At 50.2% G+C, this 17079-nt stretch carries 18 protein-coding genes; 13 read left to right on the forward strand and 5 right to left on the reverse strand.

Translation table 11 applies throughout. The annotated features are described in order from the left end of the window. The first annotated feature begins 158 nt into the window (after window positions 1–158). The 5 genes from frdA to ACOI7Z_RS18690 all read left to right on the forward strand — a co-directional run bounded on the left by frdA (window position 159) and on the right by ACOI7Z_RS18690 (window position 4099). On the forward strand, window positions 159–1949 hold the full coding sequence (gene frdA, locus ACOI7Z_RS18670; RefSeq protein WP_032454622.1) for a fumarate reductase (quinol) flavoprotein subunit: 1791 nt from the start codon (window positions 159–161) through the stop codon (window positions 1947–1949). Next, a complete protein-coding gene (frdB, locus tag ACOI7Z_RS18675) occupies window positions 1942–2676 on the forward strand; it encodes a fumarate reductase iron-sulfur protein (RefSeq protein WP_004177729.1) in 735 nt (244 codons plus the stop codon). The genes frdA and frdB overlap by 8 nt, the downstream gene beginning before the upstream one ends. A gap of 10 nt (window positions 2677–2686) precedes the next feature. Next, complete coding sequence (gene frdC, locus ACOI7Z_RS18680) at window positions 2687–3082, forward strand: fumarate reductase subunit FrdC (RefSeq protein WP_002885530.1); 396 nt, start codon at window positions 2687–2689, stop codon at window positions 3080–3082. Between the two features lie 10 nt (window positions 3083–3092). Continuing rightward, entirely contained in the window at window positions 3093–3452 is a 360-nt protein-coding gene (gene frdD, locus ACOI7Z_RS18685; RefSeq protein ID WP_002885526.1) for a fumarate reductase subunit FrdD, read from the forward strand. Window positions 3453–3565: 113 nt separating this feature from the next. Further along, entirely contained in the window at window positions 3566–4099 is a 534-nt protein-coding gene (locus tag ACOI7Z_RS18690; RefSeq protein WP_032454621.1) for a lipocalin family protein, read from the forward strand. Here ACOI7Z_RS18690 and sugE read toward each other — a convergent pair. The 4 genes from sugE to efp form a co-directional block, all read right to left on the reverse strand. Further along, window positions 4096–4413 carry a quaternary ammonium compound efflux SMR transporter SugE gene (gene sugE, locus ACOI7Z_RS18695; RefSeq protein ID WP_004206425.1) on the reverse strand — a complete coding sequence of 106 codons (318 nt, stop codon included), beginning with the start codon at window positions 4411–4413 and terminating at the stop codon, window positions 4096–4098. The genes ACOI7Z_RS18690 and sugE overlap by 4 nt on opposite strands. 143 nt (window positions 4414–4556) lie before the next feature. Continuing rightward, entirely contained in the window at window positions 4557–4703 is a 147-nt protein-coding gene (gene ecnB, locus ACOI7Z_RS18700) for a lipoprotein toxin entericidin B (protein ID WP_004206423.1), read from the reverse strand. A gap of 157 nt (window positions 4704–4860) precedes the next feature. Then, a complete protein-coding gene (locus ACOI7Z_RS18705; RefSeq protein WP_004206422.1) occupies window positions 4861–4992 on the reverse strand; it encodes an entericidin A/B family lipoprotein in 132 nt (43 codons plus the stop codon). A 73-nt stretch (window positions 4993–5065) separates the two neighbouring features. Continuing rightward, a complete protein-coding gene (gene efp, locus ACOI7Z_RS18710) occupies window positions 5066–5632 on the reverse strand; it encodes an elongation factor P (RefSeq protein ID WP_004206421.1) in 567 nt (188 codons plus the stop codon). Between the two features lie 41 nt (window positions 5633–5673). Between efp and epmB the strand changes: the two genes are divergently transcribed. Beyond that, window positions 5674–6702, forward strand: coding sequence for an EF-P beta-lysylation protein EpmB (epmB, locus tag ACOI7Z_RS18715; protein ID WP_023291702.1), 1029 nt, complete (start codon window positions 5674–5676; stop codon window positions 6700–6702). Window positions 6703–6832: 130 nt separating this feature from the next. Here the strand turns inward: epmB and ACOI7Z_RS18720 are convergent, their stop codons facing one another. Beyond that, window positions 6833–7477, reverse strand: coding sequence for a winged helix-turn-helix domain-containing protein (locus ACOI7Z_RS18720; protein WP_087848685.1), 645 nt, complete (start codon window positions 7475–7477; stop codon window positions 6833–6835). A gap of 477 nt (window positions 7478–7954) precedes the next feature. Here ACOI7Z_RS18720 and ACOI7Z_RS18725 point away from each other — a divergent pair, with 477 nt between their 5' ends. The 7 genes from ACOI7Z_RS18725 (at window position 7955) to ACOI7Z_RS18755 (ending at window position 17065) form a co-directional block, all read left to right on the forward strand. Next, window positions 7955–8515 (forward strand): fimbrial protein, encoded by a 561-nt coding sequence (locus ACOI7Z_RS18725; protein ID WP_004206418.1) that lies wholly within the window; start codon window positions 7955–7957, stop codon window positions 8513–8515. Between the two features lie 58 nt (window positions 8516–8573). Further along, window positions 8574–9260, forward strand: a complete 687-nt coding sequence (locus tag ACOI7Z_RS18730; RefSeq protein ID WP_004206417.1) for a molecular chaperone — start codon at window positions 8574–8576, stop codon at window positions 9258–9260. Window positions 9261–9295: 35 nt separating this feature from the next. After that, the gene (locus ACOI7Z_RS18735; protein WP_087848655.1) at window positions 9296–11839 is read left to right on the forward strand and encodes a fimbria/pilus outer membrane usher protein; all 2544 of its coding nucleotides are present in this window, start codon (window positions 9296–9298) and stop codon (window positions 11837–11839) included. Between the two features lie 22 nt (window positions 11840–11861). After that, window positions 11862–12878: a fimbrial protein gene (locus ACOI7Z_RS18740; RefSeq protein ID WP_080901616.1), complete on the forward strand. Its 1017-nt coding sequence runs from the start codon at window positions 11862–11864 to the stop codon at window positions 12876–12878. Between the two features lie 331 nt (window positions 12879–13209). Further along, window positions 13210–13560: a hypothetical protein gene (locus ACOI7Z_RS18745; protein ID WP_023291697.1), complete on the forward strand. Its 351-nt coding sequence runs from the start codon at window positions 13210–13212 to the stop codon at window positions 13558–13560. Between the two features lie 102 nt (window positions 13561–13662). Next, on the forward strand, window positions 13663–14949 hold the full coding sequence (locus tag ACOI7Z_RS18750) for an HlyD family secretion protein (RefSeq protein ID WP_087848684.1): 1287 nt from the start codon (window positions 13663–13665) through the stop codon (window positions 14947–14949). Next, on the forward strand, window positions 14942–17065 hold the full coding sequence (locus ACOI7Z_RS18755; protein ID WP_087777365.1) for a peptidase domain-containing ABC transporter: 2124 nt from the start codon (window positions 14942–14944) through the stop codon (window positions 17063–17065). Before ACOI7Z_RS18750 ends, ACOI7Z_RS18755 begins: the two co-directional genes overlap by 8 nt. The last annotated feature ends 14 nt before the right edge of the window (window positions 17066–17079 follow it).

Genomic DNA, 17079 nt, shown 5'->3' on the forward strand with positions numbered 1-17079 from the left:
CATAAATATCACTGATAAATAACCGCACATATCGATAAAAAAATCGAACACGTCAATTTTCCATACTGACCCTACGGCTATACTCCTGTACCTATAAAGGAGCAGTGATACTTTTTCGCCAGCCCGGCGGCGAAATACACTAAAACTGGAGGAATGTCGTGCACACTTTTCAAGCCGATCTCGCCGTAATTGGCGCCGGCGGGGCAGGCCTTCGCGCCGCTATCGCCGCCGCCCAGGCCAACCCCAATGCCAAAATCGCCCTGATTTCTAAAGTCTATCCGATGCGCAGCCATACGGTCGCTGCAGAAGGGGGGTCCGCAGCCGTTGCCCAGGATCACGATAGCTTTGAGTACCATTTTCACGACACCGTCGCTGGAGGCGACTGGCTGTGTGAGCAGGATGTCGTCGACTATTTCGTTCACCACTGCCCGACGGAAATGACCCAGCTGGAACAGTGGGGATGCCCGTGGAGCCGCCGCCCTGACGGCAGCGTTAACGTCCGGCGCTTCGGTGGCATGAAGATCGAACGTACCTGGTTTGCCGCCGATAAAACCGGCTTCCACATGCTGCATACCCTCTTCCAGACCTCCCTTCAGTTTCCCCAAATTCAACGCTTTGATGAACATTTCGTCCTTGATCTGCTGGTCGATGACGGCCAGGCCCGCGGCCTGGTGGCGATGAATATGATGGAAGGCACGCTGGTGCAGATCCGCGCCAACGCGGTGGTGCTGGCCACCGGCGGCGCCGGACGCGTCTATCGCTACAACACCAACGGCGGCATCGTTACCGGTGACGGGATGGGTATGGCGCTGGGCCACGGCGTGCCGCTGCGCGATATGGAATTCGTGCAGTATCACCCGACCGGCCTGCCGGGCTCCGGGATCCTGATGACCGAAGGCTGCCGCGGTGAAGGCGGGATTCTGGTCAACAAAAACGGCTATCGCTATCTGCAGGATTACGGCATGGGCCCGGAAACCCCGCTCGGCGAACCGAAGAACAAATATATGGAGCTGGGCCCACGCGACAAAGTGTCCCAGGCCTTCTGGCACGAATGGCGGAAAGGGAACACCATTCCCACGCCGCGCGGCGACGTGGTCTACCTCGATCTGCGCCACCTCGGCGAGAAAAAGCTGCTGGAGCGCCTGCCGTTTATCTGTGAGCTGGCGAAAGCCTACGTCGGCGTCGACCCGGTGAAAGAACCGATTCCGGTACGCCCGACCGCGCACTACACCATGGGCGGCATCGAAACCGATCAACAGTGCGAAACCCGCATCAAAGGGCTGTTTGCCGTGGGCGAATGCTCGTCCGTTGGTCTGCACGGCGCCAACCGCCTGGGCTCCAACTCGCTGGCCGAGCTGGTGGTCTTCGGCCGCCTGGCCGGGGAACAGGCCATGCAGCGCGCCGCGCAAGCGGGCGAGACGAACGGCTCCGCCCTTGATGCGCAGGCTGCCGATGTGGAGCGTCGTCTGAAAGATCTCGTCAACCAGGAGGGTAACGAAAACTGGGCGAAAATCCGCGACGAAATGGGGCTCTCGATGGAGGAAGGCTGCGGCATCTACCGGACGCCAGAGCTGATGCAGAAAACTATCGACAAGCTGGCTGAGCTGCAGGAGCGCTTTAAGCGCGTGCGCATTACCGACAACTCCAGCGTATTCAACACCGATCTGCTTTACACCATTGAGCTGGGGCACGGTTTAAACGTTGCCGAATGTATGGCGCACTCGGCCATCGCCCGTAAAGAATCGCGCGGTGCGCACCAGCGTCTGGATGAAGGCTGTACCGAACGCGACGACGTCAACTTCCTCAAACATACGCTCGCCTTCCGCGAGGCTGATGGCACCACCCGCCTGGAATATGGCGATGTGAAGATCACCACGCTGCCGCCGGCGAAACGTGTTTATGGCGCTGAGGCGGAAGCGGCTGAGAAGAAGGAGACCACCCATGGCTGAGATGAAAAACCTGAAAGTCGAAGTGGTGCGTTACAACCCGGAGGTCGACACGGCACCGCACAGCGCGTTCTATGACGTGCCTTACGATGAGCAGACCTCGCTGCTGGACGCGCTGGGCTACATTAAAGACAACCTGGCGCCCGACCTGAGCTACCGCTGGTCCTGCCGGATGGCGATCTGCGGCTCCTGCGGCATGATGGTCAATAAGGTACCGAAGCTGGCCTGTAAAACCTTCCTGCGGGATTACACCAAAGGCATCAAGGTTGAAGCGCTGGCCAACTTCCCGATCGAGCGCGATCTGGTGGTGGATATGACCCACTTTATCGAAAGTCTGGAGGCCATTAAGCCGTATATCATCGGCAATAACCGCACCCCGGACCAGGGACCAAACAAGCAGACGCCGGCCCAGATGGCCAAATACCATCAGTTCTCCGGCTGTATCAACTGCGGACTGTGCTATGCCGCCTGTCCGCAGTTCGGCCTGAATCCGGAGTTTATCGGCCCGGCGGCGATCACCCTCGCCCACCGCTATAACGAAGACAGCCGCGACCACGGCAAAAAGGAACGCATGGCGCAGCTTAACGGCCAGAACGGCGTCTGGACCTGTACTTTCGTGGGCTACTGCTCGGAAGTGTGTCCGAAGCACGTCGACCCGGCGGCCGCGATCCAGCAGGGCAAGGTGGAAAGTTCGAAAGACTTTCTTATCGCCACCCTGAAACCACGCTAAGGAGTGCATTATGACGACGAAACGCAAACCCTACGTGCGGCCGATGACCTCCACCTGGTGGAAAAAGCTGCCGTTTTATCGCTTCTACATGGTGCGGGAAGGCACGGCGGTACCGACGGTCTGGTTTAGCATTGTGCTGATTTACGGGCTGTTTGCCCTCAAGCACGGCGCCGAAAGCTGGGCGGGATATATCGGATTCCTGCAAAATCCAGTGGTGGTGATCCTCAATCTGATCACCCTGGCGGCGGCGCTGCTGCACACCAAAACCTGGTTCGAGCTGGCGCCGAAAGCCGCCAACGTCATCATCAAAGGCGAAAAAATGGGGCCAGAGCCGGTGATTAAAGGACTCTGGGTGGTGACGGCGGTGGTCACCGTGGTGATCCTGTTTGTCGCCCTGTTCTGGTAAGGAGGCTGAGATGATTAATCCCAATCCGAAACGTTCCGATGAACCCGTTTTCTGGGGGCTGTTTGGCGCAGGCGGCATGTGGGGCGCGATTGTCGCGCCGGTGATGGTGCTGCTGGTGGGCATTTTGCTGCCGCTGGGGCTCGCCCCGGCCGACGCCTTCAGCTATGAGCGCGTGCTGGCCTTTGCCCAAAGCTTTATCGGCCGCGCGTTCATCTTTCTGATGATTGTCCTGCCGCTGTGGTGTGGGCTGCATCGTATTCACCACGCCATGCACGACCTGAAAATCCATGTGCCAAACGGCAAATGGGTCTTCTACGGTCTGGCGGCGATCCTCAGCGTCATTACTCTCGTTGGCGTACTGTTTATCTGATCCTGCAAGAGCCCGGCAGCAATTCTGCTACCGGGCTCGCTTCATAGAAAAATCTTGCCGCCTTTGCCCTGCCGGACTCTACACTTAGCTTAAAAGCCAGCAAGGAGCATACCATGCGTATCCTGCCGATAATCACCGCGGTCGCCGTCTCGTTCCTGTCTGTCGCCTGCAGCACCCCTGCCCCGCCGCCGGGCGTCACCGTGGTCACCCCCTTCGACGTTCAGCGCTATCTGGGTACCTGGTACGAAATCGCCCGCTTCGACCATCCTTTTGAAAGCGGGCTTGAAAAGGTCACGATCGCCTGGCAGCCGCGCGATGACGGCGGTCTGGACGTGGTCAATAAAGGCTATAACCCCGACCGCGACATGTGGCAGAAAACGGACGGGGTGGCGTATTTTACCGGCGAGCCCAGCCGCGCCGCGCTGAAGATCTCCTTCTTCGGCCCCTTCTATGGCAGCTATAACGTCATTGCGCTGGATAAGGAGTATCGGTACGCGCTGGTCTGCGGCCCCGACCGCGACTATCTCTGGCTACTGGCGCGAGCCCCCACCATCGCCCCGGAAGTCAGGCAGCAGATGCTGGATATTGCCACCCGGCAGGGTTTTGATATCAGCAAACTGGTCTGGGTCAATCAGCGCTACAACTAGTGCGCGCTGATCTTCAGGCCAATGATGCCGACCACGATGCAGACAAGACTGGCGATACGCATAGCGCTGGCGGATTCACCTAACAGTACGATACCGGTCACAGCGGCGCCCACGGCGCCGATCCCCGTCCAGACGGCGTAAGCGGTACCCACCGGCAGGGTTTTCATCGCCCATGAAAGCAGCGCCATGCTGACGACCATCGCGACGATGGTGATGACGCTGGGAACCAGGCGGCTAAAGCCATGGGTATATTTCAGGCCGACGGCCCACACTACTTCCAGCAGGCCAGCGATAAATAAGACTATCCAGGACATAAGGCTCCTTTGCTGGGGCCGTCCCCGGATGAGAAACGCTTACGGGTCGTCCCGTAAGGTGGATGAAAAGTCGTAGTGAGTATATCCAACAGGATGGGGGAAGTGAAGAACGGTACGGCGCAAAACCGTACCGTCGAAGGCTGTTATTGCTGAGCTTTGGTTGCTGCGCCAGAGATTGCGCTGCCGCCCTCTGAAATATCCTGACCCACACCGCGCGTGGTGTTACAAGCGGTCAGTGCTGAAGAGAGGACCAAAACCGTAAAGAACGCTGCAATCGTTTTTTTCACCATAATGTCATCCTTAGTGTCAGTTTTGTTTTCATGCCCTATAAGCATAGACAAACCGTCCACAGATGAAGGGATCTTTGCGTTTTTTAAGAGAAAAGGAGTATTCGTGAAGGAAGCAGGCGCACCGAAAGGCGATCGCGGCAGGCGAAACGGAAGGAAGTCAGCTTACAGCGCGAGAGATGGCGTGACCCAGGCCCTGAATATCTTCACCGAAACCGCGGGCGGTATTGCAGCCAGACAGCAGTGCGCTGCTCAGAAACAGTAACGCCAGGAGTTTTACGCTGCGCTTCATGTGTCGTGCTCGTCGTGCCAGTACAGAAAGAGCGGCGCAGCACAGAGGCTGCGCCAGTCATCATGACGTGAAATTACTTCACGCGGGATACGTATTCGCCAGAGCGAGTATCCACTTTGATTACTTCGCCAATCTGGACGAACAGCGGCACTTTAACCACAGCGCCAGTAGACAGGGTCGCTGGTTTACCACCGGTACCCGCGGTGTCGCCTTTCAGACCTGGGTCGGTTTCAACGATTTCCAGCTCAACGAAGTTCGGCGGGGTGACCGCGATCGGCTGGCCGTTCCACAGGGTCACGATGCACTCAGCCTGATCCAGCAGCCATTTGGCATTGTCACCGATCGCTTTCGCGTCAGCAGACAGCTGTTCGAAGGTTTCGTTGTTCATGAAGTGCCAGAACTCACCGTCGTTATACAGGTAAGTCAGGTTCATATCGACAACGTCCGCGCCTTCTGCAGAATCAGTAGATTTGAAGGTTTTCTCAACGCGGGTGCCGGTCAGCAGACGGCGCAGCTTAACGCGCGCAAACGCCTGGCCTTTACCTGGTTTAACGAATTCGCTGGCTTCTACCGCATAAGGTTCGCCATCTAACATGATTTTAAGACCAGCACGAAAATCGTTGCTATAGTAAGTCGCCATAAGGCCCTCTGAAATTGTTTAACTGGTAGCTAAGCCACAAAATGGCGCATATTGTAACCCTAAATACCCCATCCAGAGAAGATTGGATAACGCAACTTGCCAATGTTGTGACCAGTCCTGATGAACTGCTGCGTCTTTTAAATGTAGACGCTGATGAAAAACTGCTCGCCGGACGTGAGGCCAGACGCCTGTTCCCGCTGCGCGTCCCGCGCGCGTTTATTGCCCGAATGGAGAAAGGCAACCCTGACGATCCGCTGCTTCGTCAGGTACTTACCGCCGAAGAGGAGTTTATCGTCGCCCCCGGCTACTCCACCGATCCGCTGGAAGAACAGCACAGCGTCGTGCCCGGCCTGTTGCACAAATATCGCAACCGGGCCCTGCTGCTGGTGAAAGGCGGTTGCGCGGTCAATTGCCGTTACTGCTTCCGCCGCCACTTCCCTTATGCCGAAAATCAGGGCACCAGGCGCAACTGGCAGACGGCAATGAACTATATCGCTGAGCATCCGCAGCTTGATGAAATCATCTTCTCCGGCGGCGACCCGCTGATGGCGAAGGACCATGAGCTTGACTGGCTAATGACCCAGCTGGAAGCCATTCCGCACGTTAAGCGTCTGCGTATTCACAGCCGCTTGCCAATCGTGATCCCGGCGCGCATCACCGAGACGCTGGCCAGCCGCTTCCACCGTTCGTCGCTGCAAGTGATCCTGGTTAACCACGTCAACCACGCTAATGAAATTGACGGCGAGTTTCGCGCGGCGATGGCCATGCTGCGTCAGGCGGGCGTCACGCTGCTTAATCAGAGCGTGCTGCTGCGCGGGGTGAACGATAACGCGCAAACCCTGGCCGATCTCAGCAATGCGCTGTTCAATGCCGGGGTAATGCCCTACTACCTGCACGTGCTGGACCGGGTACAAGGGGCGGCACACTTTATGGTCAGCGATGATGAAGCCCGTGAAATCATGCGTGAACTGTTGACCCTCATCTCCGGCTATATGGTGCCGAAGCTGGCGCGAGAGATCGGTGGCGAACCCAGCAAGACGCCGCTGGATTTAGGACTGAAGCAGCGTTAGCTCCCCCTCCTTTGTCTGCCAGGTCGTGCTGGCAGACATCTTAATATGAATACACCGTCAGGTTGGGACTAAAATACTCGGCAATCCACTTTACCGTTACCTTCTCAATATAAACCCCAATGGCGGCGTATTATCGATGTAACACGATCAGTACGATAACATTAATAACTATCATCACGACAATCAGCGCGATTAACCAGGTGGGAACTTTAAAGGTTATATGTAATCGTTCCGATACTTTCTCTGCCACCTTTACACTATTTTCCCGCTTACCACTCTCCTGGATTGCTAAATTCACTGGTAATTGAAGACTTAATTTATGGTCAGTTTTTCCCGTATCATTGAAAATGATATCAGCAGTTTTACTACTGTGAAAATGCGTTAATCTTTCCCGATTCATATTCTCGCACTCTTCATCCGAGAGCGGGATAACCAAAGTATCCGGGGCGACGCTAAAGCCTTTTTGCCTGACGGTGATAATGATATCCTCAGAGAGTCCGGCTTTGAGCAGCGATTTTCTCAACAAAGAGATATTTTGATAAAATGTATTTTGCGAAACTACCACTCCCCGTGTTTCCCATACAGCCGCCAGAAATTCATCCCGAGAAATCACTTTGCCGCAATTCTGCAATAGCAGCAGCAAGCATCTGGCGGTAGGCGCATTGAGGCTGATGCTCTCCCCATTCCCGGCAAGCGGTCGCAGCTCATTCATATTGGCATTAAATATAATCTCCTGATTAATTATACAGCCATTAAATAATGCAATGTCATCCATATCCTTGCCCCACGCAACCCTATTATCCATAACAAAAATAAATAATCCCAGCTAAACCATGGCGTGAACATTATCGCTTCAGACAGAAGCGGGGTCAGTTCACATTGAACTTCAGCTTTGAGGATACCGCATAAAAAATGACAAGCGATAGTTATCTTGTTTAAAAGCCACATTTTCGGATTAAATTTATCTCAACCTAACTCAACATCTCATTAGAAAAGGTCATTATTAAATTCACGTGTACTTCATCAAGAATTCACAAGCATTTTTTGCACCAGACTTTTAAATTACCCCCGCTTCTCCATGGTTCGCTATGGCAAGTGATATTGTAGCGTCGTTCAACAGGAAGGTAGGTCTCAGCACTATATAAGGAATGCTGGCGCTTATTTTCAATATCAATAGGAATGTATACTCCATTCCCATGATAACTGTTATCGATTCTACACAGGACTAAGTATCTATATATGGATTAATTAAATGAAAAAGACAATCGTAGCTGTAATGGTCGCTGCTTCTGCAGTTCTGAGTGCTCAGGTAATGGCAACCAACACCGCTCAGGTAACTGTACTGGGTGAAGTCTCTGATGCAGCTAACTCTTGCGTCGTGACTCCGACGGGTACCCTGAACAACGGTATCGTTCAGCTGATGACCGTGACCACTACCGAAGCGAATGCTGAAGCGGCTGGTGCTCTGTTTAAAACTCAGGACTTCGGTTTTGACGTGAAAGACTGCGCACAGGGTAGCGCCACTCCGGTTACTGCTGTAACCGTCAATGTGACCGGTGCCTCCAGCAACGCTAACATCCTGGACAACACCGCACCTGGCGGCGCTACCGGCATTGGTATCGGTATCCAGCGCGTACGTGATGCACACCGCGTAGGCTTCGACGGTTCTGACCTCATGACCGAAAGCTACACTGCAGCTGGCGGCACTCAGCTGAAGTACACCACTGGTTATGTGAAAGTGAACTCCGCGACTCCGGTTACCGAAGGTCCGGTTAAAGGTGTTGCGACCTTTACTATCGATTATACCCTCTAATTTTTCCCCGAAGGGCTCCGCTTCACAGCGGGCCCTTTTTCGCATTCAGAGAAAAACCATGTTCAGGAACTTATTAAATATCACCGCATCCTGTGCATTACTCCTCAGTAGTATTGCCCATGCTGGTATTGTGATTGAATCCACACGCTACCTCTATAAAGAAGGTGCGCGTGAAATCACCGCGCAAATCGAAAATAAAGATGACATCCCTTATCTGATTAAATCCTGGGTTGAAGCGCCGGCAGGGAAAACGCCCTCTTTTATGGCTACACCTCCGTTATTCCGCCTTGAGGGTAAGCAGCAGAATACCGTGCGTCTATTTTCTACCGGAAACGTCAATGCCCCGAACGACCGGGAATCCATATACTATTTTAACGTGATGGCCATCCCGCCGGCGGACGATGAGAAAGCCAACGCCAATACTATTCAACTGGCGGTCCGCCACCGCATGCGTCTGGTCTATCGTCCAAAAGCACTTTTCGACCTTTCTCCAAACATTGAAGCCAAAAAACTCGAATGGCGGAAATCAGGCACAAAACTGACGATTAAAAATCCGACACCGTTTTTCTTCTATTTCCATAGTGTTCAGATTGGTAGCAAAGAAGTGAAGCCGGAAGTCAACTCGGTCGCTCCAATGACGACCAAAGAAGTGACATTAAAAGAAAATATCAATGCCTCCAGCGTCAACTGGAAAGTAGTTAATGATTATGGCGGAGCAGGATCGCTCTATTCCTCATCGCTGTAATAAGAATTTTATTTTATCATTATAGGGATGTGTCTATGCCAAATAAGAATAATGGATTATTCAAACTATCCGCGGTCTTCCTCGCAATGCTTCCGGCATTGCTTTCTGGTTTGAATAATAAAGCGCAAGCACGTGACTTTTTCGATCCCTCATTCATTAGCTCATTGAATGGTAGCGATCCATCAACCACTCCCGACTTATCTATTTTCCAGACGCAGAACGCACAGGCGCCAGGGGATTATCGGGTAGATATCATGTTTAATGGTCGCTATCTGGATACCAGGACAATGAAGTTTGTTGCGAATAGCCGTGCCACTGGGAATAATCGAGAGCCCGCCCTGGTGCCCTGTTTGAGCCTGAAAACATTGGCAGAGTATGGCGTACGGGTTAAAGCCTTTCCCGAACTGGTCGAGGATAAAAACGGCTGCGCCAATCTTTCAGTCATCCCGGATACCAAAGCGGATTTCGACTTTACCGTCCAGCGCTTGAATATATCCATTCCGCAGGCGGCACTATCTACCACCGCGCAGGGATATATTCCACCGGAACAGTTTGATGACGGCATCAACGCCCTGCTGGTGAACTATCAGTTCAGCGGCTCAAACGACATGCAGGCCAATGACGAATACTACAGCCTGAACCTGCAGTCTGGCCTCAACGTTGGCCCATGGCGTATCCGTAATCTCAGCACCTGGAATAAAAACAACGGCGATGCGGGTGATTGGGACTCAGCCTATCTCTACATGCAGCGCAGCATTCGTCCCATCAACAGTAACCTGCTGATGGGTGAGAGCTCGTCACTCTCAGGCATCTTTGACAGTGTACCGTTTACCGGTATTCAACTGGCCACCGATACATCAATGTTGCCGGAAAGTATGCGCGGCTATGCGCCGATTATCCGTGGTATCGCCAAAACCAACGCCCGTGTCTTCATTAAACAAAACGGCTACCAGGTATACCAGACCTACGTGGCGCCTGGCGCGTTTGAAATCACCGATATGTACCCGAGCGGCGGTAGCGGCGACCTTTACGTCACCGTGGAAGAGTCCGACGGTTCTAAGCAGGAGTTCGTCGTACCGTTCGCTACGCTGCCGGTGATGGTCCGTGAAGATCAGCTGGAATATGAAATTACGTCTGGTAAATATCGTCCTTACGACGGCGGGGTCGATGAAACGCCCTTTACGCAAGCTACCGCGACCTACGGTGTCTCCAGCAGCCTGACGCTTTATGGCGGGGTGCAGGCCGCATCGCGCTATCAGGCCCTGTCAACAGGCCTCGGCTATAACCTCGGCGAGCTTGGCGCCGCCTCGGCAGACGTCACCCAGGCCTGGTCAAAAATGAAAGACGACGAAAAGACCTCTGGGCAGTCATGGCGTGTCCGTTACGGGAAAAATATTATCGAAACCGGTACAAACGTGACTATCGCTGGCTACCGCTATTCCACCCGCGGATTTAATACCCTCTCTGAAGTGTTAGATAGCTATTCTAATGATGGCAAGTATACGCCTCGCTCGCTGCGCAACCGCACCAATCTGACGCTGAATCAAAGCCTGGGTAAAGGCCTCGGCAGTCTGTCTATCAGTGGATTGATTGAAGATTACTGGGACGATAAGCGCACCAACAAGTCGATCAGCGTGGGGTACAACGGTGGCTTCCGCAATGTAAACTATTACCTTGGGTACAGCTATAACCGCTATACCTGGAGCGGGAATAACTCCGGGAAAGACGCCCAGGACGATCAGCGTATCTCGCTGACCGTCACGCTGCCGCTGAGCAACTGGCTACCGGGCACCTATACCAGTTATCAGTTAACCAACAGTAATCCGGGGTCTACCGATCAGTCGGTCTCCATCGGTGGTAACGCGCTGGATAACGACAGCCTGGAGTGGAGCCTGCAGCAAGGATACAGCAACCGGGAATACTACAGCGGCGATATGCGCGCAACCTATAACGGTGCTCGCGGCAGCGTCAATGCCGGTTACAGCTACGATCGCGGTAGCGAGCGTATAGACTATGGCGCCAACGGCAGCATTGTCGCTCATGCCGATGGGGTCACGCTTGGTCAGGACATCACCGATGCCGCCGTACTGGTTAAGGCCCCAGGTTTGGATAACGTCAAGCTGGCCAACGATAACACCATCACCACCGACTATCGTGGTTACGCCATCGTACCTTATGTCACGCCTTATCGTCGCACCGATATCACCCTCGATAGTACTTCGCTTGGCGAAGATATGGAGCTTCCGGAAACCACGCAGAGCGTCGTTCCGACACGCGGCGCCATCGTACGGGCCAATTATGCCGGTAATATCGGCCAGCGCGCATTTGTCCATCTGAAAACGGCCAGCGGCCAGGACGTACCTTATGGTGCGATGGTGTTACTCGCCGGGAGCAGCCAGGCACAGCCAAGCATCGTCAGCGACGCCGGGATGGTCTATATGTCCGGCCTGCAGCAAACCGGAATACTTAACGTGCAATGGGGCAAAAGCGCGGCGCAGCAGTGCAATGCTTCCTTTACTTTACCGGCCAGGGAAGGCAAAGCGGCTGGCATCAGTCAAATCGAAACAATTTGTCGCTAATATTGACCAAGGACAATAAAGAATGAGAAAAACACTGATTTTTCTATCTATATTATTATGTTGTTGTGAAGCAGCTGCCAAATGCGATTATGATGGTTCCGCTGGGCAAGCAGTATTTAACTTAAGTCCTAAAATCGCAACGGATCCAACAATACCCGTAGGTACAGTTTTGTATACCAAAAAAGTTGGTACCGGACACTATAAAACCTTTGAATGCAGCAAGATAATGGGTGATCAGTATATCATTACCTCATCCGCACCCGAGGTCTCTGGTGTCACGGGTATAATGGGAAAACCGGTCTATGAAACGGGGATTGATGGTATTGGTTTTCAGTTTTCAGATATTCTGGACAGCAAGCATGGTTCAATTAAACCCGCAGTGGCACAATCTACGATTGTGCCAATTTTAGAGTCGAATGATGACTACAAATTTATGACAGTATGGTTAATAAAAACAAAACCTGTCATTGATACATCCGGCGTCAGTACCAATCCAGTATTTAAATTCTCAGCGGGTAACTTAAGCACCAACCCCAGGGCGGCAGATCGTCTGTTAATGACTGCGTCTCTGAAATTCAAGAGTATTTCTTACAAGGCGACCTCCTGTGATATTTCTGTGTCTGGACCGAGCCAAATCACTTTAAATACAATTGAAAAAAACACATTAATGTCAATCCCACGGGGTGGCACAACCCCATCACAGAAAACTATCACAATGGACGTTTCATGCCCAGCGGGTTCAATTGGTAATAAACTTTACTATTGGTTTAACCCAGTTAGCGGCACCAGTCCTGCGGGGGATGGCATCATCGATAATCTGCTAACAGGAGGCGGAGCAGCAAGCAACGTTGGCATTATCTTCAAAAAAGACAATAGTCCCGTTATATTTTATGACGCAGAGACATACAGTTTTGCCAGCGCTCAAGCATCACAAAAAATTAACTTTACCGCCGATTATTACCGAATGAGCGACAACAGCGCTGAAGTCTCGGCCGGGCATGTAAAAGCGATACTAGAGGTAGTAGTTCAGGAGGAATAAAGAGAACCATAATCTCATAAAAGGTGGATAATGATATCCACCTTTTTTATTTGCCCATACATAATCAAAAGCATTATGATATGTACGTATGAAAGTAACACACTACAATTTGAATCACACCCATAATAACAGCTTAATTTAACTTGCTAAAATTAATATTACTTTATGAATCTGTAAAATAATTAGATTAGATTCAGAATGAATCTGAAATTTCATCAACAATTCACATTAAGTTGAGTTGATTCATACTACAGCAACGACTATCTTCTCTGCGGACCAACTTCTGGTCTGGATTGAACATATAATTTTAATTTTAGTTAAAGGACTAATCATGCATCAATTAACTGTATTTGAAATGGAAGAGATTTCTGGCGGCGCGCTGACTGATACTCTTACCGATATTATGACCTGGGCTGCTAAAGAAGCAGGCGCCGTCGCTCTGGGCGCCTCTCTGGGGGCGATTTTTGGGACAGCTTTCGCTGGACGTTGGGGCGGGGCTGGTGGTGGTCTTCTCGGCTTTGGCGCAATCGGTCAGGGTGTAGGTATGTTGTTTGGCTTAGTAGCTGGTGGCGTCTGTTTTGGTATTGCTGCGGGTATCGTTGGCTGGGATATGACTCTGGATTATGCAACAGGTGTAATGGATGCCGTTTATGATGGCACATTAAACTTCTGGAGCAATTAATTTACGCCTCAGCTGGTTGCTCAACGTTTTGTTGACATTCTTTATTAAGTAAATAGGGCCTGAAATATCGGGCCTTTTCATTTCATTATGTAAGTGATAATTATGTTAAGAAAAATCTATCGCAAGGAAGCGATCGAATACAAAAAGCATCACTGGAAAGGAAAGGCTTTGCTGCTAGCAGGGCTTCCGGCATGGCTTATTGCATTACTTTCATTTGCCTTTCTAGCCATTCTAATAATCACCACAATATTTTGTACCTTTACCCAACGCATTGATGTTCGTGGGGAAGTTATTACTTTACCTCATTCTGTCAATGTTTATGCGCCACAGCAAGGATTTGTTATTTCCCAATATGCCAAAGTCGGTGACCTTGTCGCCAAAGGACAGTCTTTATATGAAATTGACATCTCCCGCAATACAACAACAGGCAACGTCAGTACGGCGCAAATAGAAGTCATTAATGAAAAGATTGCGAACGCTGAAGATATCATCACCAAACTTTCTCATAATAAAGAAGAAACCCGATTATCTTTAGATAAACAGCTAAAAACCATCATTGATTCGTTAAAAGAAACTAACCGCATGCTGGTTAATGCGCAGACTGGTTTAAAGAAAATGCATGATAATCTTTCCAGTTACGATAAATATCTTCGTGATGGCCTTATCACCAAAGATCAGTATAACTATCAGCATTCATTATACTTTCAACAACAGAGCACCTATCAGTCTTTGGTCAGTCAGAAAATGCAACTGGAATCCCAGGTAACCCAGTTGAATAGCGATAAAATCACAAAAACGGCAGATTTTGACAACCAAATATCATCTCAGGAAAACCAGATAAATGATTACAAAAACCAGTTGGTTGAATCAAATGCCAATGGTAATGTCATCATTAAAGCAACCACAGAAGGACGCATTGAATCGCTGGCTGTAACAAAAGGACAAATGGTCGACAAAGGCAGCAGTTTAGCGCAAATCAAACCCACTGGTGATATAGAGTATTATCTTATTTTATGGTTACCTAATAATAGCATACCTTATGTCAAACCGGGTGATGTCATTAACATCCGCTATGATGCGTTCCCATCCGATAAATTTGGGCAATTCCCGGGAAAAATACTTTCAATATCTTCGGTCCCGACATCCCGACAGGAACTGTCTGAATACACTAATGTTAATAATGGAACGAATCAGCAGGAACTGGCACTCTATAAAACCATTGTCAAAATTGAAAACAAAACCTTTAATTACAATGGTAAAACGCTTTCGCTTTCTAATGGACTGAAGGCTCAAGCCGTTGTATTTCTCGAAGAGCGCCCACTTTATATGTGGATGTTTACCCCTGTGTATAAGATAACTCAAAGCATTACTGGGCCAATCCATGACTAACGAATTGTTCAAAACCATTGTTGCAAAACTAAATTTTTCTCTGGTTAACAAAACGCCTGTTATTCTACAGTCAGAATCATCGGAATGTGGAGTTGCCTGTCTGGCGATGGTCTGTGGTTATTATGGGTTAAATATCGATTTATTTAATTTTCGTCAACGATTCGGTAGCCCCTCACAGGGCTCCTCACTGCTGTCTCTAAGCAAAACAGCCGAGCAGGCTGGTTTAAAAAACCGTGCGCTAGCGCTCGACCTCGATGAAATAAAACAGCTTAAGCTTCCCTGCATCATCCACTGGGGAATGAACCACTATGTAGTCCTTACAAAAGTAAAGAAAAACGGATTTGTGATTCACGATCCCGCGCTGGGTAAACGAATCATTGGCATCAGTGAGATGTCAAATAATTTTACCGGCGTTGCGCTTGAACTCTGGCCTGACCATAACTTCCAACAAGAGGAGGCGAAATCCCGTTTACGACTCCTGGATTTAATGCATAAAATTGTTGGTTTAAAATCGGCGCTGATTAAGATCTTTGCTTTCTCTGTTGTGGTAGAAGCGATTGGCCTCCTGTTGCCTATTGGTACACAGTTAGTAACTGACCATGTGATTATGGCGCACGATGAAAGTTTACTCTCTGTTATTTGTATTGGTTTAATATTTTTCACGCTATTCCGCACGTTTATTAGCATGCTCCGAGCATGGACGTCGTTAACGTTGAATACGTTGACAAACATTCAATGGAAAACAACGCTATTCGATCATTTAGCAAGTTTGCCATTATCTTTTTTCGAGAAGAGACACTTAGGTGATATCCAGTCTCGTTTCTCGTCTCTGGATACCATTCGTTCAATTTTTACCAACAGTATCGTCACTGGCATCATCGATTCGATAATGACGATCGGTTTGTTAGTCATGCTGACATTATATGGCGGCTGGTTAGTCTGGGTCGTCATTGGCTTTACCGTCTGCTATGCGATTATGCGCTTCGCTACCTATAGTTTTTATCGGCGCGTAACGGAAGAGCAGGTCGTTAAGGGGGCGCGTGCTAACTCTCACTTTATGGAGTCGCTTTATGGCATTTCCACGATCAAAGCATTAAATTTAAAAGAACGTCGCTCGCAGCATTGGCTGAATCTTAACGTTGATGCCAGTAACGCAGGTATTAAGCAAACTCGCTTTGATATGATGTTTGGTGGGATTAATACCTTTATCACCTCTATCGATCAGGTGGTGGTACTGTGGTTGGGTGCCATTATGGTAATTGATAACGAGATGACGCTCGGTATGTTTATGGCATTTAATGCTTATCGAGGCCAGTTTTCTCAACGTGCATCGAATCTCATTGATTTGGTGATGCAGCTTCGTATGCTCTCGCTTCATAATGAACGTCTATCTGAAATCGCCTTTAGCGAACCGGAAAAAGAACTTCCATCCCGACGTGTGTTTACAGAAAACACCGGCGTGATGCTTGAAGTCAGGAACCTGAGTTATCAATACGATCCTTTTTCACAACCCATTTTTACCAATCTGAATATAACGGTTGCCCCAGGAGAGTCTGTCGCGCTAATTGGCCCATCTGGCGTTGGCAAAACCACGCTGTTGAAAGTCATGTGCGGTTTGCTTTCACCTGACTCCGGCGAAATACTGGCGGATAATCTGGAGATTCAAAAAATTGGTTTAAATAACTATCGTCTCGGTATCGCCTGCGTACTTCAGGAGGATCGTCTCTTTTCAGGTTCACTTATCGATAATATCAGTGGTTTTGATGATAACCCCGATTTGGAATTCGTAATGGAATGTGCCAAACATTGCAACATCCATGATGAAATCATGAAGATGGCGATGGGATACGAAACCATTGTCGGCGAACTGGGGCTGGGCATTTCCGGCGGTCAAAAGCAACGTATCCTGATCGCTCGTGCTTTGTACCGTAAACCGAGTATCCTGTTTATGGACGAGGCCACCAGTCACCTCGACTTAAAAAATGAGTCGGTTATCAACCAATCCATCTCATCATTAAGTATCACCCGAATTATTGTCGCGCACCGGCCATCAACCATTGCATCTGCCGATCGCGTTATTGACCTCTCACAATCGAAGTCGATGGCTACCGCTTAATAAAGGAGAAGATT

It is taken from the genome of Klebsiella sp. C283, assembly GCF_048822555.1.
GTDB classification, from domain to species: Bacteria; Pseudomonadota; Gammaproteobacteria; order Enterobacterales; family Enterobacteriaceae; genus Klebsiella; species Klebsiella quasipneumoniae.

Coding starts and splice junctions, on each gene's coding strand:
- frdB (WP_004177729.1), top strand. CDS start 1,942: ATGGCTGAGATGAAAAACCTGAAAGTCGAAGTGGTGCGTTACAACCCG.
- frdC (WP_002885530.1), top strand. CDS start 2,687: ATGACGACGAAACGCAAACCCTACGTGCGGCCGATGACCTCCACCTGG.
- frdD (WP_002885526.1), top strand. CDS start 3,093: ATGATTAATCCCAATCCGAAACGTTCCGATGAACCCGTTTTCTGGGGG.
- ACOI7Z_RS18690 (WP_032454621.1), top strand. CDS start 3,566: ATGCGTATCCTGCCGATAATCACCGCGGTCGCCGTCTCGTTCCTGTCT.
- sugE (WP_004206425.1), bottom strand. CDS start 4,413: ATGTCCTGGATAGTCTTATTTATCGCTGGCCTGCTGGAAGTAGTGTGG.
- ecnB (WP_004206423.1), bottom strand. CDS start 4,703: ATGGTGAAAAAAACGATTGCAGCGTTCTTTACGGTTTTGGTCCTCTCT.
- ACOI7Z_RS18705 (WP_004206422.1), bottom strand. CDS start 4,992: ATGAAGCGCAGCGTAAAACTCCTGGCGTTACTGTTTCTGAGCAGCGCA.
- efp (WP_004206421.1), bottom strand. CDS start 5,632: ATGGCGACTTACTATAGCAACGATTTTCGTGCTGGTCTTAAAATCATG.
- epmB (WP_023291702.1), top strand. CDS start 5,674: ATGGCGCATATTGTAACCCTAAATACCCCATCCAGAGAAGATTGGATA.
- ACOI7Z_RS18720 (WP_087848685.1), bottom strand. CDS start 7,477: ATGGATGACATTGCATTATTTAATGGCTGTATAATTAATCAGGAGATT.
- ACOI7Z_RS18725 (WP_004206418.1), top strand. CDS start 7,955: ATGAAAAAGACAATCGTAGCTGTAATGGTCGCTGCTTCTGCAGTTCTG.
- ACOI7Z_RS18730 (WP_004206417.1), top strand. CDS start 8,574: ATGTTCAGGAACTTATTAAATATCACCGCATCCTGTGCATTACTCCTC.
- ACOI7Z_RS18735 (WP_087848655.1), top strand. CDS start 9,296: ATGCCAAATAAGAATAATGGATTATTCAAACTATCCGCGGTCTTCCTC.
- ACOI7Z_RS18740 (WP_080901616.1), top strand. CDS start 11,862: ATGAGAAAAACACTGATTTTTCTATCTATATTATTATGTTGTTGTGAA.
- ACOI7Z_RS18745 (WP_023291697.1), top strand. CDS start 13,210: ATGCATCAATTAACTGTATTTGAAATGGAAGAGATTTCTGGCGGCGCG.
- ACOI7Z_RS18750 (WP_087848684.1), top strand. CDS start 13,663: ATGTTAAGAAAAATCTATCGCAAGGAAGCGATCGAATACAAAAAGCAT.
- ACOI7Z_RS18755 (WP_087777365.1), top strand. CDS start 14,942: ATGACTAACGAATTGTTCAAAACCATTGTTGCAAAACTAAATTTTTCT.